The sequence below is a fragment of the Rhodococcus sp. 06-221-2 genome (assembly GCF_002258365.1).
GTDB classification, from domain to species: Bacteria; Actinomycetota; Actinomycetes; order Mycobacteriales; family Mycobacteriaceae; genus Rhodococcoides; species Rhodococcoides fascians.
The window spans coordinates 434585-458757 of record NZ_NOYJ01000004.1; the positions used below are offsets into that span (position 1 = coordinate 434585).

Genomic DNA, 24173 nt, shown 5'->3' on the forward strand with positions numbered 1-24173 from the left:
CACCGTGACGGCAGTCGAAGACACCACAGGAACACCATCGGCAGTTGCGGCCGCGATCACCGACGACGAGATCTTCGCCGGGCATCTCGGCGGCAAGCTTTCGGTCCAGTTGGCCGCGCCGCTCGAGACCCAGCGCGATCTCTCGATCGCGTACACCCCGGGAGTGGCCCAGGTCAGCCGTGCCATCGCCGCCGACCCGGCACTGGCCAAGCGTTACACCTGGACCGACCGGCTGGTCGCCGTCATCTCCGACGGTTCCGCGGTGCTCGGCCTGGGCGACATCGGTCCGCGCGCGTCGTTGCCGGTGATGGAGGGCAAGGCGGCGCTGTTCAAGAAGTTCGCCGGCCTCGATTCCATCCCGATCGTGCTCGATACCCACGATGTCGACGAGATCGTCGAGACGATCGTGCGGATGCGGCACAGTTTCGGAGCCGTCAACCTCGAAGACATTTCCGCCCCGCGGTGTTTCGAGGTGGAACGACGCGTCGTCGAGGCACTGGACTGCCCCGTGATGCACGACGACCAACACGGCACGGCCATCGTCGTCCTCGCGGCGCTGACGGGTGCTGCACGGGTACAGGGCCGGGAACTGGCCGGGCTTCGAGTGGTCGTCTCGGGTGCAGGCGCTGCAGGCGTTGCGTGCGCGAATATGTTGCTCGCCGCCGGCATCTCCGACGTCGTGGTCCTCGACTCCAAAGGCGTCGTCTCGGCCGACCGCGGTGACCTCGCCGGCGTCAAGGCCGACCTCGCCGCACGGACCAACCCTCGTGGACTGAGCGGGGGACCGGGCGATGCGCTGGCCGGAGCCGACGTGTTCCTCGGACTGTCCGCAGGCAAGGTGGACGAGAGCGTCATCGCCTCGATGGCCCCCGAGTCCATCGTGTTCGCGCTCTCGAACCCGGATCCGGAGATCCACCCCGAGGTGGCCAGGAAATACGCGGCCATCGTCGCGACCGGACGCAGCGATTTCCCCAATCAGATCAACAACGTTCTGGCCTTCCCCGGTGTGTTCAAGGGCGCGCTCGACGCCGGCGCACGCCGCATCACCGAAGGCATGAAGCTCGCCGCTGCCGAGGCAATCCTCTCGGTTCTCGGCGACGAGTTGGCCGCGGACAGAATCGTCCCGAGCCCGCTCGATCCTCGCGTCGCCCCGGCCGTTGCGGACGCAGTTGCGGCAGCAGCGCGAGCCGAGGGCGTCGCGTAGGAAAACAGAAAAAGCACCCCGAACCCCGCCCTATCCGGGCCGGTGGTTCGGGGTGCTTTTAGTTTGCGTGAGTCGTCGTCAGATTTTTGCCAGTCCGGTCGGCATGCGCCGGAGGCGACCGGTTCCCGGCACCGACGTCCACACCGCTAGGGCGAGAAGGCCGTCGACGACGAGTGTGAGCAGCGCGACGAGGATCGCCCCGACCAGAACCCGGCCGTAGTCGTAGAGCGCGAGACCGTCGAAGATGTAGCGACCCAGCCCGCCCAGGTTGACGTACGCCGCAACGGTCGCGGTCGCGATGATCTGCAGGGTGGTGTTCCGTAGTCCGCCGAGGATCAGTGGCAGTGCATTGGGGATCTCTACCCGCAGCAGCACCTGTGATTCGGTCATTCCCATTGCCCGGGCGGCGTCGACCACGTGAGCATCGACGTTGGCTATTCCCGAGTAGGTGCCCGCCAGCAGCGGTGGTATCCCGAGCAGGACCAGCGCGATGATCGGCGGGATCAGACCCAACCCGATCACCAGGACCAGGAACACCAACACACCCAGAGTCGGCAGTGAGCGCAGAGCGTTGACCAGTCCGACGACCACCGCTTCGCCGCGGCGCAGGTGACCGATGATCAGTCCGATGGGAATCGCGACAGCGGCCGAAAGCACAACGGCCAACAGCGAATACCACATGTGCTCGAGCAGTCGAGCACCGATTCCCGTCGGCCCGGCCCAGTTGGCACCGTCGAGGATGTACGAGAACGCTTCGGAGAACAGATTCATGCGCGCGCCTTCCTCGTCGACGAGCTGCCCTGCCGGGTCCAGGGCGTGAGTCGACGGCCCACCAGGTACAGGGCGGCGTCGAAGATCAACGCCAAGAACACGATCGAGATGATGCCGGCGAAGATCTGATCGGGATAGTCACGTTGGTAGCCCTGGGTGAACAGCTGGCCGAGACCACCGATACCGATCACCGAACCCACCGAGACCAACGAGATGTTGGTGACCGTGACAACTCGAATATTGGCGATGAGCACCGGCAAGGACAGGGGTAGCTCGACGGTCACCGCCCGGCGTAACGACGAAAAGCCCATGGCCTGAGCCGAATCGACGACGGCGAACGGAACCGAATCGAGTGCCTCCGGAACCGCGCGAACGAGCAGGGCCGTGGAGTACACCGTCAGTGCGATCACCACGTTCAGCGGATCGAGCACAGGCAGTCCCACGACCGCAGGAATGGTGACGAACAGTGCCAGGGACGGCAACGTGAACGCAATGCTGGCCACCGTCAACGTGATTCGGCGGACCCACCGCGTGTTGCGAATCAGAGTGCCGACCGGAACGGCGATGAGCAGGCCGATGAGTAGAGGCACGAGCGAAAGATACAGATGTGTCTTCGTGTACCCCAGTACGACGCCGAAGTTGTCGAACAGCCAGGTCACTGTGCGTCGTTCCCGGCCGCGCCGAAGTGGTGGCGATTGCGCTCCTCGTCCTCCGACTTGCGCTGTACGGCCAGGTTTTCGAGAATCTCCGCACCGTCGACGCTGCCCACGGCGGCACCGGTCGAATCGACGGCGACGCCGATTCCCGACGGAGACGAGATCGCCGAGTCGAGCGCCTGCCGTAGATCGCCGCCCTCGAGGAACAGCGACCCACCGGCCGCGGTGCTCTCGTCCAGGCTGCCGCCGCCGCGTACCTTCTCGACGCCGGTGGCGTCGATCCAGCCGAGCGGACGACGCTGGGAGTCCACGACCAGAACCCACTGCCCTTGGTCGAGTCGCAGGGTGCTCATCTCGTCCTCGGTCGCGGTATGGATCGGATGCATCGTCACCGACTGCGCGGAGCGGAAAGACAGGCCTCGGTAGCCGCGGTCGCGGCCGACGAACGACGCCACGAACGACGTCGCCGGTGCCGCGAGCACGGTCTCGGGCTTGTCGTATTGCTGCAGACGACCCTGCGGTCCGAAGACTGCGATGTGGTCGCCCAGCCGCACGGCCTCGTCGATGTCGTGCGTGACGAACACGATCGTCTTCTTCAGATCGGCCTGCAGCCTGAGCATCTCGGTCTGCAGATCCTCACGCACCACTGGGTCGACAGCACTGAAGGGCTCGTCCATCAACAGAATCGGTGGGTCCGCGGCGAGCGCGCGGGCCACACCGACGCGCTGTTGCTGACCGCCGGACAGTTGCGCCGGGTAGCGGGACGCGAGAGCGGGATCCAGGCCCACTCGTTCCAGTACCTCGAGCGCCGCCTTGCGGGCCGCGCGCCGGGACTGACCGCTCAACACCGGAACCGTCGCGACATTGTCGACGACGGAACGGTGGGGCAGCAGCCCGGCACTCTGGATGACGTAACCGATTCCCCGGCGCAGCTTCACCGCGTCGGTGTCGGCGATGTTGCGGCCGTCGACCGTGATGACACCCGAGGTGGGCGCGATCATCCGGTTGATCATCCGCATCGACGTCGTCTTGCCGCAGCCGGACGGCCCCACGAACACGGTGAACGAGTGTGGCTGGATCACCAGGTCCAACGAGTCGACTGCCGTGGTGCCGTCCGGGTACGTCTTGGTGATGTTCTCGAAGGTGATCATCAGCTGACCGGCTGGTCCAGACCCTTGTCCTTGACCCACGCCGTTGCCGCCGCAGCCGGTTCGACCTTCTGGTCGCCGGACACCGACGTGTTCAGTGCGATGAGCTCTTCGGTGGTGATCTGCGCCGAGACGGCGTCGAGAACCTGAGTGAGCTTGTCGGACTGCTTGGACGTCCGCAGCACCGGGATGACGTTCTGAGCGGCGAAATTGTTCTCCGGGTCTTCGAGAACCACGAGATCGTTCTGCGCGATGGCAGGCGAGGTGGTGAAGATGTCCGCCGCGACGACCTGGCCCGACACGAGTGCCTCGACCGTGGCCGGTCCGCCGCCGTCGGAGATGGGCACGTAGTTACCGGGGGAGATGTCCAGGCCGTACTTCGCTTTCAGGCCCGGCAGTCCGCCGACGCGCTCCTGGAATTCCGGCGTGCCCGCGAACGTCACCTCCGAAGAGAACGGTGCGAGATCGCCGACGGTCTTGAGATTGCGCTCGGTTGCGGTCGCGCGGGTGACGACGACGGCATCCTTGTCCTCGCCGGGTGCCTGGGCCGTCACCGAGAGGTCGTCGCCGAGTGCGCCGGGCAGTGCCGCCAGCACGTCCTCGGACGAGGTGGCCGTGGCAGATTCGTCCAAGTACTGGAGCAGGTTGCCCGTGTAGTCGGGAATCAGGTCGATCGAGCCGTCGCGGACGGCGGGAATGTACGCCTCGCGGCTACCGATGTTGAGCTTGGTGCTCACCTCGAAACCGTTGGCGCGCAATGCTTCTGCGTAGATGTTCGCGACGGTCTCGGACTCCGGGAAGTTGGCCGAGCCGACGATGATCGAGTTCGTGTCGTCGTTGCTCTCGCCGCCTCCGCTCAAGAGCGGATCCGAATTTCCGCCGCAGGCGGTCAGTGCGGTGACCGACAGGGCGAGCGCGGCAACGGCCGCCACTGCCTTCGGGGCGGAGAACGCGCGCGTGATTCGGGAGGTGGTCATGGTGTCCTTCCATCGGTTCGGGCACAGACGAAGCCCCAACTCCGACGGGTGCCGCCCGATCACCGGGGACACCGCCGAACCAGGACTCGGGCTGCTCGGGATGGTAGTCGACGTCGCCGTGCCCATAAGGTTGGTTCGACTACCCTCTCGTTCGCATCTGTGCCCCGCGGTCGGGATCGGTAAACCCCACGGGCAGTGAACAGGAGAAAATGAGAGTGCGTTCGTCGATTCTGGCAGCGGCCCTCGCGGTCACTATTGCAGGTTCCGTCGGTGGGTGCAGTGCGGCCGACCGGGCCGAACCCGGGCACGTGCCCGTCGTCGTCGGAGCCGGGAATTCCGACCTCTCCCGGTTGCTCGCACAGATCTACGCAGGAGGACTCCGGTCGACGGGAGCCGAGGTCTCCGTCGCCGAGAACCTGGGGGATCGGACGGCGTACCTCGCGGCGCTGGACCGCGGCGAGGTATCGATGATCCCCGACCTGACCGGGGACCTGTTGCGCACCTTCGACACCCTGGCCGGGGCAACCGAAGCAGAGGACGTGTACACCGAACTGAACCGATCGCTGCCCGCCGGACTGTCGGTGGGAGACTACGCAACCGCCGAGGATCGATTGGCCCTTGCGGTCGCTCCAGACGCGATCTCGGACGAGGAGCCGAACGTCGCCGAATTTCTTCGTCGGGACGACGTAACCGTCGGGACGGTCGAGGGGGAGGTCGATCCGATGGACGTGAGGATGGAGGGTGTGGGCAGTCCCAGCTTCACCGGGGCCCGTTTCTCCGAGTTCATGGTCTACCCGGATGCGCAGTTCGCCGTCGACGACCTGAATTCCGGTGTGGTGGATGCTCTCGCGATTCGGACGGCGTCGTTCGGTCCGCTGGCCAAGGATTTGACGACTCTGCCCGACGACGATCATGTGTATCCAGCGCAGAACGTCGTTCCGCTGTACCGCACCGGTGTGCTGGACGAGAGTGCGGTGAAGTCGTTCTCGGTGGTGGCGGGGGAGCTGACGACAGCGGACCTCGCCGACATGATCGGCGAGGTCCGCGGCGGTGCTGCGTCAGGCGATGTCGCCGGCCGCTGGCTCGGCGAGCACAGCCTCTGACACGTCGGACTTCTGCTCTGCTCTGAGCTTGCGGCCCAGGTACGCACCCATATGCTGGACGGCCTCGGCCGCCTCACGCAGGATCGACGCCTGCAGATGCGCCACGTGCCAGAGCTTCTTGTACTCGATGTACTCGAGTTCGACGCCGGACAGGCGCAGCTTGTCCGCGAACGCGGTGATCTGCGGATAGAGCACCTCGTCCGTCCCGACGTGCATGACGACCGGAGGCAGCTCGTCGAGGTTGCCCTGGAGCGGCGCGAAGCCCTGATCCAGCGGGTCGCCCGCCCCGAGATATGCGTCGGCCGAGGAGTTCGACCACCCGGTGTTGACCACCAGGTCGCGCGGCTTGACCGCGTCGCGTGCGCCCGGATCGACCCACGGTGAGATCAATCCGAGTGCTGCCGGCCTCGCGCCGTCGTCCACCAGCCGCCTCGCCGTCGCGACGGTCAACCCGCCGCCTGCCGAATCACCGGCGATGGCGATGCGATCCGGGGTGAAGCCGTGCGAACGCACCAGTTCTCGGAACGCCGCCACGGCGTCGTCGAGCGCGGCCGGGTACGGGTTCTCCGGGGCCAGTCGGTAGTCGAGTACGTACACGGCGCTGGCCGACTCTCGGGCCAGATGGGCGGCGAGCGATCGGTGGGTGTTGATCGAACCGATCGTGAACGCGCCCCCGTGGAGGTACAGGATGGCGGTGTCGCGTTCGGTGGCTCCGACGGTGATGCGCTCGGCTCGCCTGCCCGCGAGCGTCAGCTTCTGCGCGACGGTCCCGTGCGGGAGCGTCTGCACGGGAGCCGCGGCCTCGAGGACCGCCCGCTGCGCCCGGAAGGACAGACGCGGATTCAGCGCGAGGCGATAGAAGGGCTTGAGCGCCGCCGCAACGATCGGCAGTGGAACGTAGAAGGCTTTCACGACGCGGCCCGCCTACTTCTTCGACCGTGGCATGGCCCGATTGGACACCGCAGCGATCAGGCCCTGGTACCGCGAGCCGGTGATGCGTTGCAGCAGATCGAGCGCGATGGCGTCGGAACCGATGAGCACGCGACCCCGGCCCTTCTCGACGCCCTTGAGAATGGTCTTGGCCGCGTCGATCGGGGTGGTCTTCGCCAACTTGCTGTCGAAGAACTTCGCCACGTCGGCCTGGTCGAAATTCTCGGCGACGGTGGCGTTGCGGGCGATGGCAGTCTTGATGCCGCCGGGGTGCACCACGGTCACCTTCACCGGAGCCTTCGCGATCAACATCTCCATGCGCAGCGACTCGCTGAATCCGCGGACGGCGAACTTCGCAGCGTTGTACGCGGACTGGGACGGCATCGCCAACAGGCCGAACAGGCTGGAGATGTTGACGATGTGGCCGTCGCCGGAGGCCTTGATGTGCGGCAGAAATGCCTTGGTGCCGTTGACGACGCCCCAGAAATCGACGTCGACGATGCGCTCGATGTCCTTGAACGAGGACTTCTCCACGTCACCGTGGTATGCGATGCCCGCGTTGTTGTAGATCTGGTTGACCTTGCCGAAATGCGCGACGACGGCCTCGGCGTAGTCCAGCACGGTCTCGCGCTGCGAGACGTCGAGGAAATCGGACTTCACCTCGGCTCCGAGTGCCTCGACGCGGCGCACCGTCTCGTCGAGTCCGGCGGTGTCGACGTCGGACAGTGCGAGCTTGGCTCCGCGTCCGGCCAGCTCGAGGGCCAGGGCCCGGCCGATTCCCGAACCCGCGCCGGTGACGACGGCCACCTTGCCTGTGAATGTGCTCATCGTGCGGACACCTTGTCTGTGTTGTTGCCGGCGGCCGTGCTCGCCGACGCGGAGGTCAGATCTGCGGTTGCGACGCTACGGTACGCATCGAGATCGAAATGCTTGGTCTGACGACGGAACTCGAACGTGAACCCGGGCCACAGGGTGGTGTTGTTTCCGTGCTTGTCCAGATACCAGCTGGCGCAGCCACCGTTCATCCAGACGCTCTTGGCGAGCTGGTCCTGCAGAGTCACGTTGTACTCGTCCTGCACGTCCTTGCGCACTTCGATGGTCCCGATGTCGTGCTTGTCGATGGTGTTCAAGGCGTCGACCAGGTAGTTGATCTGCGACTCGATCATGAAGACCATCGAGGTGTGCCCGAGGCCTGTGTTGGGGCCGACGAGGAAGAACATGTTCGGGAAGTTCGCCACCGCGGCGCCCTTGTAGCCCTGCTGTCCGCCGTCGTCGAACGTCTGCGCCAGCGTCCGGCCGTCCTTGCCGACGATGGCTTGGTATGCAGGCGAATCGGTGACGTGGAAGCCGGTGGCGACGACGAGTGCGTCGATCGGGCGCTCGGTGCCGTCCTTGGTGACGATCGATCCCTTCCGGATCTCGGCGATGCCGTCGGTCACGAGGTCGACGTTGCTCTGCGCGAGAGCGGGGTAGTACGCGTTGGAGATCAACATGCGCTTGCAGCCGATGCGGAAGTTCGGAGTCACCTTCGCGCGCAGCGCCTTGTCCTTGATCTGCGTGCGCAGATGATTCTCCGACGCCCACTGCAGCGGCTTCATGAACGCGGGGTTCTTCGCCAGCCCGACGACCTGGGTCTCACGCATCGCGTAGATGCCGGCGCGGGCGAGGCGCTGGAAGCCGGGCACATGCTTGAAGGCGAAGCGCTCGAGCTTGGTGTACGGGCGATCGGCGCGAGGGAGGATCCACGGCGCGGTGCGCTGGTAGACGTCGAGGTGCTCGACCTGGCCTGCAATGGCGGGAACGATCTGGATCGCCGACGCGCCGGTCCCGATGACGGCGACGCGCTTACCGGCGAGCGAGACGTCGTGGTTCCACTGAGCGGAGTGGAAGACGTCGCCCTCGAAATCGTGAATTCCCTTGATATCGGGCAGGTTCGGCTCACACAGTGCGCCGACGGCCGAGACGACGATCTTGGCGGTGTAGTTGTCGGTGGTCGTCTCGACGTCCCAGCGGCTGGTGGAGGCGTTCCATCGCGCCGACGTCACGTCCGTGCCGAAGACGTGCTTGTCCATGACGCCGTACTTGCGCGCAACTCCGGCGATGTACTTCTGGATCTCGGGCTGGGTGGAGAACGAACGAGTCCACTCCGGGTTCAGCGCGAACGAGTACGAGTACAGATGCGAGGGCACGTCGCAGGCTGCACCGGGGTAGGTGTTGTCGCGCCAGGTACCGCCCACATCGTGGCCGCGTTCGACGACGACGAAATTCTTCTTGCCTGCCTTGGTCAGCTTGATCGCTGCTCCGAGCCCGGCGAAACCACTGCCGATGATCAGCGTATCGACGTGACGCGGCGACGTTGCGCGGTCCGAAGTATCTGTTACGGGAAGACTCATGTAGAGCAGACTAGAAGCTTACTGAGTGTGAGTCAATAGTTATTGACTACTATTCAATAGGATGATTGCATGGCGGATGTGAACCGCGCTGGAGTATCGACGACGAAAAGGACCAGACTCAGTCCGCAGCAACGACGAGCGCAGCTGATCGAGCTCGGCACCGAGATGCTCGCCGATCGGCCACTCGAACAGATCTCCGTCGAGGACATCGCCGATCAGGCCGGAGTCTCCCGAGGTCTACTGTTCCACTACTTCGCGTCCAAGCAGGACTTTCACCTCGAAATAGTCCGCGAGGCGTCGCGGTCGATGATCGAACGGACCGCACCCGACCCCGACCTCGAACCCTTCGAGATTCTGCGCGACTCCATCGCCAACTACGTCGACTACGTCAGCGAGAAACGCGACACCTTCATCTCCCTGCTCCGCGGCACGGCAAGCGGAGACCCCCAGATGCGCGAGGTGTTCGAGCAGACCCGCACCACCATGGCCGATCGCACTCTCGTCCAACTCGCTCAACTCGACGTCGATGTCACCCCCACCATCGACCTCGCCGTCCGCGGGTGGATCGCCTTCGTCGAAGAAGCCACCATCACCTGGCTCAGAAATCCACAGATCACCCGCGACGAGTTGATCGACCTGAACGTCAACGCCCTGCCTGCTGTCGCCCTGGCTCCTGGCATGATCTCCGCACTGCTGGGAGCCGACGCCGACGCCTGAGCCCCGCCCCAGTGTGCGTCCCCCCGGTTCGACGTCCTCCCCGGTTGCAGGTCCTCCCCGGTTGCAGGTCCTCCCCGGTTGCAGGTCCTCCCCGGTTGCAGGTCCTCCCCGGTTGGGATCAATGTCCCTTTGTTGCAGTCTGACCGACTGAATCCCGCATTCATCCGAAGTGCGGCCGAGGCCACAGCCGAATGAATGCGGCTCTGTTGCAGTCTGACCGACTGAATCCCACATTGATCCCAACCCGGGTGCGCACAGAAACGACGAAAGCGGCCCACCCCCGAAGGAGTGGGCCGCTTGTCGCTGTCGGAGATCTAGTCTTCGCCGACCTTGTTGAAGGCCTCGTCGATGATTTCGAGTTGCTCGACGGCGTGCACCTTGCTCGATCCCGAGGACGGTGCGGACATGGCGCGACGGGAGATGCGCTTGATGCCGACCAGCTTTTCGGGCATGAGTTCGGGCAGTGCGAGACCGAAGAACGGCCAGGCACCCTGGTTCGCAGGCTCTTCCTGAACCCAGCGGAATTCCGTTGCGTTCGGGTAGCTCTCGAGTGCTTCCCGGATCCGACGCGTCGGCACGGGGTAGAGCTGCTCGATGCGGACGATGGCGACGTCGTCGCGGTTGTCCTTCTGCTTGCGAGCGAGCAGTTCGTAGTAGAGCTTGCCGCTGACCATCAGCACCCGCTTGACCTTGCTGCGGTCGCCGGTGCCGGTGTCGTAGGTGGGCTCGTCGAACACCGAGTGGAACTTGCCGTCGGTGAAGTCCTCGATGTTGCTCACTGCTGCCTTGTTGCGCAGCATCGACTTCGGGGTGAAGACGATCAGCGGGCGACGGATTCCGTCACGCGCGTGCCTGCGCAGCAGGTGGAAGTAGTTCGCGGGGGTCGAGGGGAGTGCGACGGTCATCGATCCTTCGGCGCACAGCGTCAGGAAGCGTTCGATGCGTCCGGACGTGTGGTCCGGACCCTGACCCTCGTGGCCGTGCGGGAGCAGCAGCACGACGTCGGAGAGCTGTCCCCACTTGGCTTCACCGGACGAGATGAACTCGTCGATGATGGACTGGGCACCGTTGACGAAGTCACCGAACTGCGCTTCCCACATCACCAGTGCGTCCGGGTTGCCCACGGAGTAGCCGTACTCGAAGCCGACGGCCGCGAACTCGCTCAGTGCGGAGTCGTAGACCATGAACTTGCCGGGATTGTCGCTGCCGATGTTCTGCAGCGGCGTGTACTCGGAACCGGTCTTGCGGTCGATGATCACCGAGTGCCGCTGCGTGAACGTGCCGCGGCGGGTGTCCTGGCCCGAGAAACGAATGTTGCGTCCCTCGTCCACGAGCGAGCCGAGTGCGAGCAGTTCGCCGAAGGCCCAGTCGACCTTGCCCTCGTACGCCATTTCCCGACGCTTCTCGAGCACCGGCTTGACGCGGGGGTGCACGTTGAATCCCTCGGGAATGTCGAGGTGCGCATCACCGATGCGGTGCAGGACGGCCTTGTCGACGGCGGTGGTGAGCTTGGTCGGCAACTGCTGGTCGAGTTCGACCGATTCGCTGGGCTCCGGGGTGTACTTCTCGAGTTCGCGTACCTCGTTGAAGACGCGTTCGAGCTGACCCTGGTAGTCGCGGAGCGCGTCCTCGGCTTCCTTGAGCGAGATGTCGCCACGGCCGATGAGTGATTCGGTGTAGCTCTTGCGGACGCTGCGCTTGGTGTCGATCACGTCGTACATCGCCGGCTGGGTCATCGAGGGGTCGTCGCCCTCGTTGTGTCCGCGACGGCGGTAGCAGATCATGTCGATGACGACGTCCTTGTGGAACTTCTGACGGAAGTCCACTGCCAGCTGAGCCACCCAGGCACATGCCTCGGGGTCGTCGCCGTTGACGTGGAAGATCGGCGCGGCGATCATCTTGGCCACGTCGGTGCAGTACTCGGACGAGCGCGAGAACTCCGGCGAGGTGGTGAAGCCGACCTGGTTGTTGACGACGATGTGCACGGTTCCGCCGGTGCGGTAGCCACGCAGATCGGACAGGTTCAGCGTTTCCGCGACGACGCCCTGGCCTGCGAAGGCCGCGTCGCCGTGCAGCATCAGCGGCAGCACGGAGTAACCGCCCTGGCCGGTGCCCTTGTCCAGGAGGTCCTGCTTGGCCCGGACGAGGCCTTCGAGAACGGGGTCGACGGCTTCGAGGTGCGACGGGTTCGCCGTGAGCGAGACCTTGATGTCGTTGTCGCCAAACATCTGGATGTACGTGCCCTCGGCACCGAGGTGGTACTTCACGTCACCGGAGCCGTGTGCGGCAGCCGGGTTCATGTTGCCCTCGAACTCGGTGAAGATCTTCGAGTACGGCTTGCCGACGATGTTGGCCAGCACGTTCAGGCGGCCGCGGTGCGGCATGCCGATGACGACCTCGTCGAGGGCGTACTCGGCGCTCTGGTCGATGACGGAGTCCATCATCGGGATGACCGACTCGGCACCTTCGAGCGAGAAGCGCTTCTGTCCGACGTACTTGGTCTGCAGGAACGTCTCGAAGGCCTCGGCTGCGTTGAGCTTGCTGAGGATGTACTTCTGTTGCGCCACAGTCGGTTTGACGTGCTTGGCTTCGACGCGTTCCTGCAGCCACGAGACCTGCTCGGTCTCGAGGATGTGGGTGTACTCGACGCCGACGTGGCGGCAGTACGAGTCGCGCAGGACGCTGAGCACGTCGCGCAGCTTCATCTTGTCCTTGCCGTGGAATCCGCCGACCTTGAACTCGCGGTCGAGGTCCCACAGCGTCAGGTCGTGGCTGATCACGTCGAGGTCCGGATGCATCCGGAACTTGTCCTTGGTGAACTGCAACGGGTCGGTGTCGGCCATCAGGTGACCGCGGTTGCGGTACGCCGCGATGAGCTCGAGCACGCGGGTGTTCTTGTCGACGGTGCCCTCGGGCAGATCCTTGCGCCAGCGGATCGGCTCGTACGGGATCTTGAGCGAATGGAACAGCTCGTCGTAGAACTCGTCGCTGATCAGCAGATTGTGGATCGTCTTGAGGAAGTCGCCCGACTCCGCACCCTGAATGATGCGGTGGTCGTACGTCGAGGTCAGCGTCATGAGCTTGCCGACGCCGAACTCGGCGAGACGCTCGTCGCTGGCACCCTGGAATTCCGCCGGGTACTCCATGGCACCGGCACCGATGATGGCACCCTGGCCGTTCATCAGGCGCGGGACGGAGTGGACGGTGCCGATTCCGCCGGGGTTGGTCAGCGAGATCGTGACGCCCTGGAAGTCCTCGCCGGTGAGCTTGCCGTCGCGGGCACGCCGGACGATGTCCTCGTACGCGTTGTAGAACTGCGTGAACGTGAAGTCCTGCGTGTTCTTGATGGCCGCGACGACGAGGGAACGGTTGCCGTCCTTGCCGGGAAGGTCGATCGCCAGACCGAGGTTGATCGACGCCGGAGTGACGGCATTGGGCTTGCCGTCGACCTCGGCGAAGTGGCGGTTCATGTTCGGGAACGCCTTGACGGCCTGCACGATGGCGTAGCCGAGCAGGTGCGTGAACGAGATCTTGCCGCCGCGGGTACGCGCGAGGTGGTTGTTGATGACGAGGCGATTGTCGACCATGAGCTTGGCCGGGATGGCTCGCACGCTGGTAGCTGTCGGAATCTGCAGCGAAGCGGACATGTTCTTGGCAACCGCTGCAGCTGCGCCGCGCAGAATCTTGCTCGACTCTTCACCGAATTCGGCAGCGGCGGGCTTGGCCGGGGCTGCCTTCTTCTCGGCCGGCTTGGCCGGGGCCGACTTCGCCGGAGCAGGCTTGGATTCAGCAGCCTTGGGAGCTGCGGCCTTCGCGGGGGCTTCGGTCTTCTTGGGAGCTTCGGTCTTCGGGGCTTCGGTCTTCGCGGCCGAGGCGGCGGGCTTCGCAGGAGGCGCGGGTGCTGCGGGAGGAGCGGACTTGGCCGAGCTGCCGTTCGAGGCCGAGCCGTTGGAACCGGACTTACCGTTGGAGATGGGGTTCTCGTCGATCACGGCTTCGGGGTCGTAATCGGTGAGGAACTCGTGCCAGCTCGCGTCGACGGAGGACGGGTCCTGCTTGAACCGCTGGTACATCTCGTCGACCAGCCATTGATTTTGTCCGAATTGGGTAGTAGAGCTGCTGCTCACGGCAGTAGTTCGCCTCGTTTCTGTCTTCGTTCCCGATCAGCGCGCGTACGACTCCAGGCTAGACCTCCGGTCGAGATCGCGTGCGTCCGGGACGTAGCTGTGATATGTACTCACCGGTAACCATCGGCCTCGTTGTCGATGACCCCGTTGACTATCGAATTATTCCCCCGGTTCGTTTCGGCTGCAGCCCACAATGTGGCGTAGAAGCCGTCCCGTTTGCGAAGTTCGGAATGTCGTCCGACTTCCACGATACGACCACCGTCGACGACCACGATCAAATCCGCTCGTGCGGCGGTGGCCAATCGGTGCGCGACGACCACAGCGGTGCGGGTCCGCGCAACGGCGTTGCTGGCTTCGAGGACCTTGCGTTCGGTGGCCGGATCGAGGGTCGCGGTCGCTTCGTCGAGCAGGAGTAGATCGGGATCCACCAGTTCGGCGCGGGCCAGCGCAATGAGCTGTCGTTGGCCGGCCGACAACCCTTGGCCGCGTTCGCCGACAGGTTGCTGCATACCGCCGCGAAGTGCAGCGATGGTGTCGAGGGCCCCGACCGAGCGTGCCGCGTTCTCGATGTCGGCCCTGCTGGCGTCGGGCCTGCCGTACGCGATGTTCGACGCGATGGTTCCGGTGAACAGGTGGGCTTCCTGCGGTACGACGCCCAGCCGGTGGCGGTAGTCGGACAACCGGTAGTCGCGGAGGTCGTGGCCACCCACGCGTACCGATCCCGAGGTCGGGTCGTAGAACCGAGCGAGCAGCTTCACGACGGTGGATTTGCCTGCTCCGGTGCGACCGACCAATGCGACGGTGGTGCCTGCCGGGATGCTGAGAGATACCTCACTGAGTGCGTCGGAGTGAGCTCCGGCATACCGAAAGCTCACGTCGACGAGGTCGATGTCGGCGTTCAGGCGATCGCCGACGACTGCACCGGACCCGGTCGCTGTCGCTGTTTCGATCGAACTCGTCGTGCGTAGGAGGTCTCCGATTCGCCCGACGCCGACGCGGGCCTGCTGGTAGCCGTCGAATACTTGCGAGAGTTGCTGGATCGGGCCGAAGAGGAGTCCGAGGTACAACACGAACGCCACCAGGGTGCCCGCGGTGGCGGTGCCCGTGGCGATCTGATGCGCACCGACGAAGACGACGACGGCCAGCGCGACATCCGAGAGCAGCGTGATGAACGGGAAGAACACCGAGATCGCGGTCTGCGATCGCATCCGGCTCGCTCGGTAGCGGTTGCTGCGTTCGGCGAAGCGAGAGGCTGCGTACTCCTCACGTCGGTATGCCTGCGCTGCGCGCAGTCCGGTGACGTTCTCCTGGAAATCGGCGTTGACGATGGAGATGCGTTCGCGCGAGGTCGAGTACGCAGCCGAGGAGATGCGTCTGAAGACGACGGTTGCGACGGCGAGCGGCGGCACGACAGCCAGGGCGACCAGCCCGAGCGTCGTATCCGTGACGAGCAGTGCGATCGCGATGCCGACGACGGTCAGCACGCTGACCACGGCCGTGGACGCGCCGGTCTGGATGAACGACGACAGCGCATCGACGTCGGTGGTCATTCGCGTCATGATGCGCCCGGACAGCTCGCGCTCGTAGTAGTCCAGCCCGAGTCTCTGAATGTGCGCGTAGCTGCGTACTCGCAATCCGAACAGCACCCGCTCGCCGGCTCGTGCGGTGAGCACGGTCGTCGCGCAGACCACGAACCAGCTGGCAGCAGCCAGGGCGACGCCTATCGACGTTGCGATCCACAGGGTGTCGGAGTCCCCGCGGGCCACGCCGCTGTCCACCGCGTACCGGACGAGTGAGGGAAAGGCGATCGAGGCGATCGAGTCCAGCGCCAGCAGCACCACGACACCTGCCAGCAGCAGCCGGACAGGACTCAGCAGTCGTGAGAGCCGGAATTCCGGGTCGGGTCGACGCAACTGTTGTCCCGATCCGCCTGGTTCCTCCGTTGCCGGCGGTAGGGCTGCCACCGCGTCGGAGATGGCCTGCGTCGGTGCCAACGAGCCGAATGCGCCGGCCATCGCTGCGCCGTGTGTGCCTCCGCCTCCGGCACCTGCGGGCGGCATCGCGGCACCGGGGTTCGATGCGGCTTCCAGAGCATCGTCCGGCCAGAGCATCGCCGCCGACGGTTCCGTGCGCGCTTCTGGTGCGGCGTCGCTGTGTTCGTTCTCGTCTCCGCCGGCGAGGAGAGCGCGGAACAGTGGGCAGCGCTCGTCGAGTTCGTCGACTGTGCCGGTGTCGATGATGCGTCCACCGTCGAGGACGGCTACTCGGTCGGCCAACGTCAGTGTCGATCGGCGGTGTGCGAGGACGAGGGTCGCCCGGGTACGCACGCCGCGCAGTGCGTCGAAGATGGCGGCCTCGGTCTCGGCGTCGACGGCGGAGGTGGCGTCGTCGAGGACGAGAATCCGCGGCTCGACCAACAGGGCGCGAGCCAGGGCGATGCGTTGGCGTTGCCCGCCCGAGAGGGTGAGGCCGCGTTCGCCGACGAGACTGTCGTAACCCTCGGGCAGAGCGTCGATGAAGGTCGAGGCCTGAGCCAGCCGAGCCGCGTGTTCGATCTCCTCCGCGCTTGCCTCGGGCCTGCCGAGCGCGATGTTGGCGGCGATGGTGTCGGAGAACAGAAACGGCTCGTCGAAGACCAACGACACCACTTCGCGCAGTGACGCGGAATCCAGGTCGTCGATGTCGATGGACGTGTCGCCGGAGGTCACCGCGATCCGGCCGCGAGCAGGGCGATAGAAGCGGGGGAGCAGCAGGGAGAGCGCGGTCTTTCCCGAGCCCGCGTGTCCCACGACGGCCACCGTCTCGCCGGGGGCGATGCTCAGGTCGAGGCCGTCGAGGACGGTGCGCTCTGCCTCGAATCCGAACGTGACGCCGGTGAGGTGGACGCCGAGGGGGCCGTCGGGCAGTGCGATGGGGTGCGCCGGTTCCGGTGCGGTCGGCTCGGTGTCGACCACTTCGTAGACGCGCTCGACGGCCGCGCGGGAGAGCTGCGCCATGATCACCACCGACGACACGGTTCGGGTGACGGCGGACAGCGTGGCCACGTAGGTGGCGAAGGCGAGAAAGGTGCCGATGGTGATGTGGCCGTGCAGTGCCAACCAGCCGCCGAGAGCGATGACGCCGACCAGTCCGAGCTGAGGAATGGTTGCCATGGTCGGTGCGAACCGTGAATTGATGCGGGCCGAGCGCATGCGTTCGGCGAACAGCCTGCGCCCGAGAGCTTCGATGCGATCCACCGCACGCGCTTCCTGCCCGAAGCCCTTGACCACCCGGACTCCGGTGACGGTCTCCTCCACGTGCTGGGCCAGATCGGCGGCGCGCTGTTGTGCCGACCAGGTGGCAGCGAAGAGGGTGGGTCGCATCCGGTAGACGACGACGCTGACCGCGGGAACGATGACGACCGCGACAAGGGTGAGCAGCGGTGAGAGGTAGGCCATCACGACCAGGGCCAGGACGAACTGCAGAATTGCCCCGGCCGACAGCGGCACCATGGCGAGCAGACCCTGCACCAATTGCAGGTCGGTGATCGATCTCGACACGACCTGGCCGGTTCGGATTTCGTCCTGCTTGCGACCGTCGAGTCGCTGCAGCGACGCCAGCAGGTCCATCCGCAGATCGTGTTGGACATCGATCGACAGGCGCCCGGCGAGCATGCGCCGACCGAACTGGCAGGCGAACCGGAGAGCACCCAGCAGTGCGATGGCTATCGCGACTCCGGCGATCACGTCGTTCTTGCCTGCGCTGGCGTCGTCGATCGCGAGGCGCGTCAGCAGCGGGAACGAGATGTCGATGAGCGCGGCGATCATCGTCACGCCCAGTGCGCCGAGTGCCGTCCGCCGGTGCAACATGCACTGCGCGAGCAGACGTCTGATCCAGCCATGCCGTGTGATCGACGAAGCCGTGGTCGGCCGGGAGTCGGTGGGTACGCCGGACGAGCCGGGGTCGGTTTCCAGCAGACGGGTACTGCCCGTATTGCTGCCCGACCCTGCCCGATCCTTCACGTATTCGCTGTGTGCCATCGATTCACACGGTAGACCCGGCTACCGACAGCAGGATCGGGCGAACATCCCCGCCGATGCGGTGGTCAGTCGATGTCCCGGGTACGGGCCAGGAACCACCCGCCACCGGTGAGGATCACGGCCCACAGGGCAAGTCCGAGCGGAGCCCACGGCCACGACGCGAGGTCGCCCGCATCGTCCAATTGTGTCGCGGCCATCGTCGGCAATGTCAGGTTCGACGGCAGCGCGGTTGCCACCGGTCCGAAACCTACTCCGAACAGAATCAGGGACAGCAGTCCTTCACCGAACGGCAGCCAGGCGACGAGCACGATGGCGGCCCAGGTCGGGGATTTGAGCAGCAACCCCAGCCCGGCTCCGATGAGCGACCACAGCACCACGGCGAGCAAGCACGACGCGACGACGCCGATGAAAGCGCCGTCGAGGACGATTGTTCGTTGGCTGAAGATCAGCAGACACACCAGGCTCGCCAGGAGCACGACGAGGCCGTACCCCAGGCCGAACAGGGCGGTGACGATGAGTTTGGCGGCAATGACGCCGTCCCTGCCGCGGGCCGTCAGGAAGCTGGTGGTGATGGTCTTGTGTCGAAACTCGGTACCGGCGTTGACCGCGCCGAAGATGCCGGCGAACAGGATGGCGGCACCCGCGGCGACGTACAGGCCGATGGAGGCGACACCGCCGGCGATCTGAAGATCTTCCTCGAACTCGCCCAGCTGGTTCGCGATCACCGAGGTGATGACGGACGCGAACACGCCGACAACGATCGGTGCGATCGCCAGCGCCCACCAGAACTTCAGTGTGGTGACCTTGCGGATCTCTGATGTCAACAGCGCGTTCATCGCGAACCCCCGGTCCAGTTCTGCGGTGGTCCGTAGTTCTGTGGCGGCGGTGAGTACCCCTGGTTGTAACCAGGCGGCGGCCCGTATCCCGGCGGCGGTCCGTATCCCGGCGGCGGTCCGTACGCAGTGGGTTGGACGGGTGCTGCGGTGTACTGACCGGTGGTCATGGAGAGAAACACCTGCTCGAGGTCGACGTGTTCGCTGGTGGTGCCGAAGACCGTGACCCCAGCGTCGGTCGCGATGCGCGTGACGGTGGCAGCGTCGGCACCCGCGACGCCGATGCGGCCGTCGGGCAGCAGTTGGGTGTCGGTGAGTCCGGTGGACGCCAATGCCAGAGCCAGTTTCGCCGGGTCGGACGCGGCGACGAGCACGCGGCTCGGGCGGGTGGATCGCAGCTGAGCGATGGATCCCTGGTACATCAGGGTGCCGGCGCTGACGATGACGAGAGTGTCGACGGTCTGCTCGATCTCGCGCAGGATGTGGCTCGATACCAGGACGGTTCTCCCCGATGCCGCGAACGCTTTGAGGAAGTCTCGAAGCCAGGCGATCCCCTCGGGATCGAGGCCGTTCGCGGGTTCGTCGAGTACGAGGATCTCGGGATCGCCGAGTAGAGCTGTTGCCAACGTCAGTCGCTGACGCATGCCGAGAGAGAACCCGCCTGCTGCGCGGTGCGCGGCGTCGCCCAGACCTACGAGGTTCAGGACGTCGAGGGCGCGGCTGTCGGGTACCCCGATCGCCGCGGTGTAGATCTTCAGGTGGTGCTCGGCGCTGCGTTTGGGGTGCAAACTCAGCGAGTCGAGAACGGCCCCGACGGTACGGGCCGGGTGGGTCGCCGTACGAAACGGAACGCCGTTGACGAGGCCGACGCCCGAAGTCGGGGCGACGAGGCCGAGCAGCATCCGCAGTGTCGTGGACTTGCCGGAGCCGTTCGGCCCGAGAAAGCCGGTGACGGTTCCGCGTGGAACGACGAAGCTCAGGTCCGAGACCGCGCGAACGGTACCGAATTGTTTCGTCAGAGCCTGCGCTTCCAGCGCCGGAGCCGAGTAGCTGGTCATCTGTGCGGTGTCCCCCTGGCCGTCGGTGCACCTCGTGTGCCGGTTGCTTGGCGGCAACCGGTACACGAGGTTACGGGGTGGGACCGACGGGCGGGATGACCCCGGTTTCAGCGATGCAACGCCGCAGCGATCTCCCGGTACGTCTCGAGCGGGTCGGCGTCGTCGGGCAGCGCGTGCAGCGTCACGTGCGACGCGCCGACGGTGAGGTGTTCGTCGAGTCGAGCAGCGATGGCGTCGGCATCGCCGTGTGCGACGAGGGCATCGATCAGTCGGTCACTGCCGCCGTCGCCGATTTCCTCGTCCGAGTAGCCGAGCCGGTTCAGATTGTTGGTGTAGTTGCGCAGATGCAGGTAGGGGTTGTTCACCGGTGGCCGACCGATCGCGCGTGCCTTCTCCGGATCGGTCTCGAGCACCACCTTGTGCTCGGGAGCGAGAATCTTGTTCGGCCCCACTGCTTCTCGGGCTTCACGGGTGTGTTCGGGAGTGGTCAGATAGGGGTGCGCGCCTGCGGTACGGCTCGCGGCCAGCGCGAGCACCTTGGGGCCGAGCGCGGCGAGGACCCGACGCTCCATCGGGACTCCGGCCTCGTCGAGGTCGTCGAGGTAGCTCACCAATGCGTCGTACGGCTTCTGATACTCCTGGGTGGCCTCGGGGTGACCGGCACCGATGCCCAGGACGAACCGTCCGGGGTGCTTGCTCTCGATGCGGTGATACGACGCGGCGACGTCGGCGGCTGCATCGGACCAGATGTTGACGATGCCGGTGGCGACGACGATGGTGTCCGTGGCGTCGAGGATCTCCTCGGTGGTCGTCAGGTCCGCGGGCGGGGATCCGCCGAGCCAGATGGTCCCGTAGCCGAAGGACTCGATGGCGCGGGACAACTCCGGCGTGAACGCCGAGTGCAGTCGCCAGACGCCGTACTTGCCGAGTTCAGGTGTGGAAGTCATGTTCGAAGTCAACGCAGCAGCCTCTCGAAGATTCCGGGCATTCTCATTCGTCCGGTTCGATGATGCGATTTTCCGGGAACCGTGCGGGCGGCGGGCCGAAGGCGTCACGGGCGTTCTTGACGACGCCTTTGCCGACCACTCGGTTGCCCGCGCCGCCGATCGCCGCGCCGATTCCGGCGGGAAGCATCTTGCCGACCAGCAGTGCACTGCGCTTGGCCAGGTATTTGGTGACGAACTTCTTCACCAGCGATTTGTTCATGCTGGCCATCGAGCCGCCCGGGATGCGCGAGGTGACGAGTGGGCCCCAGCTCTTGGCTGTCTTGCCCACTGTTCGTTGAACGATCTGCATGCCCGATTCGCCCAGTGCCACCGAGAGCACCAGCGCGCGTCGCTGCTGGTGATTCTCGACGGGAATGCCGTGCACGGACGCGACCGACAGCGTCAGCAGAGCGGACGACTCGATGAAGAACGCGGTCTCGGCACCGACGGCGGCGAGCGATGCGACCGTACCGATTCCGGGGACCGCCGCTGCGCCTCCCACTGCCGATCCGCTTCCGGTGACAGCCAGCAGGAATCGCTTCTCGAGCCGTTCGATGATCTGGGCCGGGGTGTCGTACGGGTGTGCTCGACGCACGTGCGCGACGTATTTGTCGACGGCGGGTCCCTGTAGGCGACTGGCGTTGTCCAGGATGTTGACCAGGGCCCGTTCGAGCTTGCCTCCGCTCGAGATCTCGACCTGAGCGTCGTCCTTCTTGCCTGCCATCGATACCTCTTTCGGTTGCGAGCGTCGGTGACGCTGGTCGGGGGAGTTACCCGCGAATTCCTCGTTGCACACGTTCGGGGCAATTTAGACTGGTGGCGTGCAGATTCCTCCGAGCGAGGTGGTATCCGGTGGCGCGCGCCGCGTCGGGGTGCGGGCGTGTTCGAGACCCTGGCGAGCGGCATCGCAGCCGGTGACGATCCGCGCGGCCGACGAGGAAGGTATGGCGTCATGACCACACACATTTGGCCCACTCTGAAGTACGACAACGCACGCGACGCAATTCGATTCATCGTCGACGTGTTGGGATTCGAGGAGTGCGCGGTTCACGGCGAAGGCGACCGCATCGATCATGCGGAACTGCGCTGGCCCGACGGCGGCGGGGTGATGCTGGGCAGTGTTCGCGACGGGAGTGCCATCGGCGAACTGCCGCCGGGTGTCGGGTCGATCTACATCGTCACCGACGACCCCGACGGCATCCACGATCGCGTCGTCGCGGCGGGCGGCACCGTCACGCAGGGCCTGCGCGAGGAGGACTACGGCAGCCGCGGCTTCACCTGCCGCGACGCCGAGGGGGTCTACTGGAGCTTCGGTACCTACGCCGGGGCATAGCCGTCACTGTTACACCCAGTGCTCGGGCGGGACCAGTTCGTCCGGCTTCGGCGGCTGCGGCGCGGTGCCGTCGCCGAAGGGCGATCCGCCGAGTGATTCACGTCCGTGCGGTTCTAGCCAGCCGGCCAGATCGGGCCCCTTCGGCACGATGCCCGACGGATTGATGTCGGTGTGCACCTCGTAGTAGTGCCGCTTGATGTGATCGAAGTCGACGGTGTCACCGAATCCGGGAGTCTGGAACAGGTCGCGTGCGTAGTTCCACAGCACCGGCATCTCGGTGAGCTTGCTGCGGTTGCACTTGAAGTGGCCGTGATAGACGGGATCGAAACGAACGAGGGTGGTGAACAGTCGCACGTCGGCCTCGGTGATGTGCTCGCCGACGAGATACCGCCGGGTGGACAGCCGTTCGACGAGCCAGTCGAGGCGAGCGAACAGGCGGTCGTACGCCCTCTCGTATGCCTCCTGCGAGCCGGCGAATCCGCAGCGGTAGACGCCGTTGTTCACATCCTTGAACACCAGATCGGCCACCTCGTCGATCTCGCCGCGGAGCGCCTCCGGGTACAGATCGGGCGCGCCCTCGCGGTGGTACTGCGTCCACTCGGTGCTGAGGTCGAGGGTGATCTGTGGGTAGTCGTTGGTGACGACCTGGCCGGTGGGAACGTCGACGATCGCCGGCACGGTGATGCCTCGTTCGTAGTCCGGGAACCGTGCGAAGTAGGCGTCCTGCAGCTGAGGGATCTGTAGAACCGAGTCGACGCCGCCCGGCTCCTCCTGGAAGTTCCAGCTGCGCGGGTCGTGGGTCGGACCCGGAATGCCAAGGGACAGAACATCTTCGAGCCCGAGGAGTCGACGCACGATGATGGATCGATGGGCCCACGGGCAGGCCCGCGCCGCGATCAACCGGTAACGCCCGGGCTCCACCGGATACCCGTCCCGGCCGTCGGCGGTGATGCGCGTCGGGATGTAGTTGGTATCGCGCTTGAATTCCTCGCCCGGCTTCACGTAGGTGGCGTCCTCGGCCATGATCGAACTCCTCACATCGGTCGGTCTCACGAACGCTACCCAGTCCGGACCGGATTCAAGCGCCTAGGTTCGACGCACGGCCGTGTGGCAGGCGCCGATCTCCACGTAGTCGAGCCGGGCGGCAAGGCGTCGAGCGGTCGTGTTCTCCGGTCGCGCTCGCCACTGCGGTATCAGGCCGTCGTCGATGGCATCGTTGGTCGCGAGCCGCCCGACGACCGCGGCGTATCCGTGTCGTCGGTGTTCCGGGTCGGTGAGAACGCGCATGTCGGCCAGGATCATATTTTCTTCCGAGTACCCGGCCGAGGCCAGGGATCGCGCCGAATCCGCGGGTCGGTCGTCTCCGAGCAAAGTGAACCAGTGCCGCGACACCGGCTCGCCGAATGCCTCCGTCACGTCGGCCTCGCTGCAGTGCTCCGCCAGAGCACGGGCGTGCTCTGCGTCGTGGGAGATCAGCGGATCGTGGACGTCGATGGTGTGGCCGATCTCGGATCCGTAGGCCAGCGTGTGGGAGTCGATCTCGTACTGCTCGACGCGATCGCCCAGCAGCGTCGACAACCACGTCCGACCGGCGTCTGCCCGGCCCTCGATGCCGCGTGCGGCGTCCACGGCCCAGGACGGCCCGACGATCAGAGTGGTCTGCGCCAGTCGGAGTACGACGATGTTCTCGGTGTCGGTCCGATGTTCGACGCGGTCCGCGGTGGTGTCGAGGGCACGGTCGTCCAACGACAGCCGTCGGCACCAGGCGAGTCGGACGATGTCGAGTCGGTGGGGATCGAATCGGTCGGCATCGTAGGCAGGCAATTCCACGGTTCGACAGTAGCGACGGCACTTGAACCGACGGGCTGCGGCAGCTGTGGCGGCATTTCTGTTTCACCGTCCCAAAGCAATCTTTCGA

The 24173-nt window shown here is 65.5% G+C and carries 20 protein-coding genes; 5 read left to right on the forward strand and 15 right to left on the reverse strand.

Going from position 1 to position 24173, the window contains the following annotated elements; genetic code table 11:
• Positions 1-4: 4 nt before the first annotated feature.
• A complete protein-coding gene (locus tag CH281_RS03220; protein WP_032371946.1) occupies positions 5-1204 on the forward strand; it encodes an NAD(P)-dependent malic enzyme in 1200 nt (399 codons plus the stop codon).
• A gap of 78 nt (positions 1205-1282) precedes the next feature.
• On the opposite strand, the gene CH281_RS03225 is transcribed toward CH281_RS03220, so the two are convergent.
• Genes CH281_RS03225 through CH281_RS03240 form a run of 4 tightly spaced genes read right to left on the reverse strand, consistent with a single transcriptional unit; the run spans position 1283 to position 4756 of the window.
• Positions 1283-1975, reverse strand: coding sequence for an ABC transporter permease (locus tag CH281_RS03225; protein WP_032382479.1), 693 nt, complete (start codon positions 1973-1975; stop codon positions 1283-1285).
• Positions 1972-2634, reverse strand: coding sequence for an ABC transporter permease (locus CH281_RS03230; RefSeq protein WP_032365390.1), 663 nt, complete (start codon positions 2632-2634; stop codon positions 1972-1974). The genes CH281_RS03225 and CH281_RS03230 overlap by 4 nt, the downstream gene beginning before the upstream one ends.
• Positions 2631-3782, reverse strand: a complete 1152-nt coding sequence (locus CH281_RS03235) for an ABC transporter ATP-binding protein (protein ID WP_094692843.1) — start codon at positions 3780-3782, stop codon at positions 2631-2633. Before CH281_RS03235 ends, CH281_RS03230 begins: the two co-directional genes overlap by 4 nt.
• Positions 3782-4756, reverse strand: coding sequence for an ABC transporter substrate-binding protein (locus tag CH281_RS03240; protein WP_094692930.1), 975 nt, complete (start codon positions 4754-4756; stop codon positions 3782-3784). The genes CH281_RS03235 and CH281_RS03240 overlap by 1 nt, the downstream gene beginning before the upstream one ends.
• Before the next feature lie 209 nt (positions 4757-4965).
• Between CH281_RS03240 and CH281_RS03245 the strand changes: the two genes are divergently transcribed.
• Positions 4966-5859, forward strand: coding sequence for a glycine betaine ABC transporter substrate-binding protein (locus CH281_RS03245; RefSeq protein ID WP_094692845.1), 894 nt, complete (start codon positions 4966-4968; stop codon positions 5857-5859).
• On the opposite strand, the gene CH281_RS03250 is transcribed toward CH281_RS03245, so the two are convergent.
• The 3 genes from CH281_RS03250 to CH281_RS03260 are packed head-to-tail and all read right to left on the reverse strand — an operon-like array spanning position 5815 to position 9182.
• Positions 5815-6771, reverse strand: a complete 957-nt coding sequence (locus CH281_RS03250; RefSeq protein WP_032371669.1) for an alpha/beta hydrolase — start codon at positions 6769-6771, stop codon at positions 5815-5817. The genes CH281_RS03245 and CH281_RS03250 overlap by 45 nt on opposite strands.
• Positions 6772-6783: 12 nt before the next feature.
• Positions 6784-7617, reverse strand: coding sequence for an SDR family NAD(P)-dependent oxidoreductase (locus CH281_RS03255; RefSeq protein WP_027498021.1), 834 nt, complete (start codon positions 7615-7617; stop codon positions 6784-6786).
• Positions 7614-9182, reverse strand: coding sequence for a flavin-containing monooxygenase (locus tag CH281_RS03260; RefSeq protein WP_094692847.1), 1569 nt, complete (start codon positions 9180-9182; stop codon positions 7614-7616). The genes CH281_RS03255 and CH281_RS03260 overlap by 4 nt, the downstream gene beginning before the upstream one ends.
• Before the next feature lie 69 nt (positions 9183-9251).
• On the opposite strand from CH281_RS03260, the gene CH281_RS03265 reads away from it, so the two are divergent.
• Positions 9252-9899 carry a TetR/AcrR family transcriptional regulator gene (locus CH281_RS03265; RefSeq protein WP_032371667.1) on the forward strand — a complete coding sequence of 216 codons (648 nt, stop codon included), beginning with the start codon at positions 9252-9254 and terminating at the stop codon, positions 9897-9899.
• 314 nt (positions 9900-10213) lie between these two features.
• Here CH281_RS03265 and CH281_RS03270 read toward each other — a convergent pair whose 3' ends face one another.
• From CH281_RS03270 to CH281_RS03295, 6 genes are all read right to left on the reverse strand, one after another.
• Positions 10214-14026, reverse strand: coding sequence for a multifunctional oxoglutarate decarboxylase/oxoglutarate dehydrogenase thiamine pyrophosphate-binding subunit/dihydrolipoyllysine-residue succinyltransferase subunit (locus CH281_RS03270; protein WP_080729385.1), 3813 nt, complete (start codon positions 14024-14026; stop codon positions 10214-10216).
• Between the two features lie 110 nt (positions 14027-14136).
• A complete protein-coding gene (locus CH281_RS03275; RefSeq protein WP_179274090.1) occupies positions 14137-18045 on the reverse strand; it encodes an ABC transporter ATP-binding protein in 3909 nt (1302 codons plus the stop codon).
• Between the two features lie 65 nt (positions 18046-18110).
• Complete coding sequence (locus tag CH281_RS03280) at positions 18111-18869, reverse strand: hypothetical protein (RefSeq protein WP_230591712.1); 759 nt, start codon at positions 18867-18869, stop codon at positions 18111-18113.
• 8 nt (positions 18870-18877) lie between these two features.
• Positions 18878-19936 carry an ATP-binding cassette domain-containing protein gene (locus CH281_RS03285; RefSeq protein WP_094692850.1) on the reverse strand — a complete coding sequence of 353 codons (1059 nt, stop codon included), beginning with the start codon at positions 19934-19936 and terminating at the stop codon, positions 18878-18880.
• 107 nt (positions 19937-20043) lie between these two features.
• Complete coding sequence (locus CH281_RS03290) at positions 20044-20883, reverse strand: LLM class F420-dependent oxidoreductase (protein ID WP_094692852.1); 840 nt, start codon at positions 20881-20883, stop codon at positions 20044-20046.
• 43 nt (positions 20884-20926) lie between these two features.
• Complete coding sequence (locus CH281_RS03295; protein ID WP_094692854.1) at positions 20927-21646, reverse strand: hypothetical protein; 720 nt, start codon at positions 21644-21646, stop codon at positions 20927-20929.
• A gap of 97 nt (positions 21647-21743) precedes the next feature.
• Here CH281_RS03295 and CH281_RS27190 point away from each other — a divergent pair, with 97 nt between their 5' ends.
• Together CH281_RS27190 and CH281_RS03300 are read left to right on the forward strand one after the other, a co-directional pair.
• Entirely contained in the window at positions 21744-21878 is a 135-nt protein-coding gene (locus tag CH281_RS27190; RefSeq protein WP_256983328.1) for a hypothetical protein, read from the forward strand.
• Positions 21875-22255, forward strand: coding sequence for a VOC family protein (locus CH281_RS03300; RefSeq protein ID WP_094692934.1), 381 nt, complete (start codon positions 21875-21877; stop codon positions 22253-22255). The genes CH281_RS27190 and CH281_RS03300 overlap by 4 nt, the downstream gene beginning before the upstream one ends.
• A 9-nt stretch (positions 22256-22264) precedes the next feature.
• Here CH281_RS03300 and CH281_RS03305 read toward each other — a convergent pair whose 3' ends face one another.
• Positions 22265-23278, reverse strand: coding sequence for a glutathione S-transferase family protein (locus tag CH281_RS03305; protein WP_094692856.1), 1014 nt, complete (start codon positions 23276-23278; stop codon positions 22265-22267).
• Between the two features lie 63 nt (positions 23279-23341).
• Positions 23342-24085: a GNAT family N-acetyltransferase gene (locus CH281_RS03310; RefSeq protein ID WP_256983329.1), complete on the reverse strand. Its 744-nt coding sequence runs from the start codon at positions 24083-24085 to the stop codon at positions 23342-23344.
• Between the last annotated feature and the right edge of the window lie 88 nt (positions 24086-24173).

Bases quoted from the DNA above. Each gene is read 5' to 3' on its own strand.
- CH281_RS03290 (WP_094692852.1), bottom strand. From the start codon at position 20,883: ATGACTTCCACACCTGAACTCGGCAAGTACGGCGTCTGGCGACTGCAC.
- CH281_RS03305 (WP_094692856.1), bottom strand. From the start codon at position 23,278: ATGGCCGAGGACGCCACCTACGTGAAGCCGGGCGAGGAATTCAAGCGC.
- CH281_RS03245 (WP_094692845.1), top strand. From the start codon at position 4,966: ATGAGAGTGCGTTCGTCGATTCTGGCAGCGGCCCTCGCGGTCACTATT.
- CH281_RS03300 (WP_094692934.1), top strand. From the start codon at position 21,875: ATGACCACACACATTTGGCCCACTCTGAAGTACGACAACGCACGCGAC.
- CH281_RS03240 (WP_094692930.1), bottom strand. From the start codon at position 4,756: ATGACCACCTCCCGAATCACGCGCGCGTTCTCCGCCCCGAAGGCAGTG.
- CH281_RS03275 (WP_179274090.1), bottom strand. From the start codon at position 18,045: ATGGCACACAGCGAATACGTGAAGGATCGGGCAGGGTCGGGCAGCAAT.
- CH281_RS03285 (WP_094692850.1), bottom strand. From the start codon at position 19,936: ATGACCAGCTACTCGGCTCCGGCGCTGGAAGCGCAGGCTCTGACGAAA.
- CH281_RS03260 (WP_094692847.1), bottom strand. From the start codon at position 9,182: ATGAGTCTTCCCGTAACAGATACTTCGGACCGCGCAACGTCGCCGCGT.
- CH281_RS03235 (WP_094692843.1), bottom strand. From the start codon at position 3,782: ATGATCACCTTCGAGAACATCACCAAGACGTACCCGGACGGCACCACG.
- CH281_RS03265 (WP_032371667.1), top strand. From the start codon at position 9,252: ATGGCGGATGTGAACCGCGCTGGAGTATCGACGACGAAAAGGACCAGA.
- CH281_RS03295 (WP_094692854.1), bottom strand. From the start codon at position 21,646: ATGGCAGGCAAGAAGGACGACGCTCAGGTCGAGATCTCGAGCGGAGGC.
- CH281_RS03225 (WP_032382479.1), bottom strand. From the start codon at position 1,975: ATGAATCTGTTCTCCGAAGCGTTCTCGTACATCCTCGACGGTGCCAAC.
- CH281_RS03255 (WP_027498021.1), bottom strand. From the start codon at position 7,617: ATGAGCACATTCACAGGCAAGGTGGCCGTCGTCACCGGCGCGGGTTCG.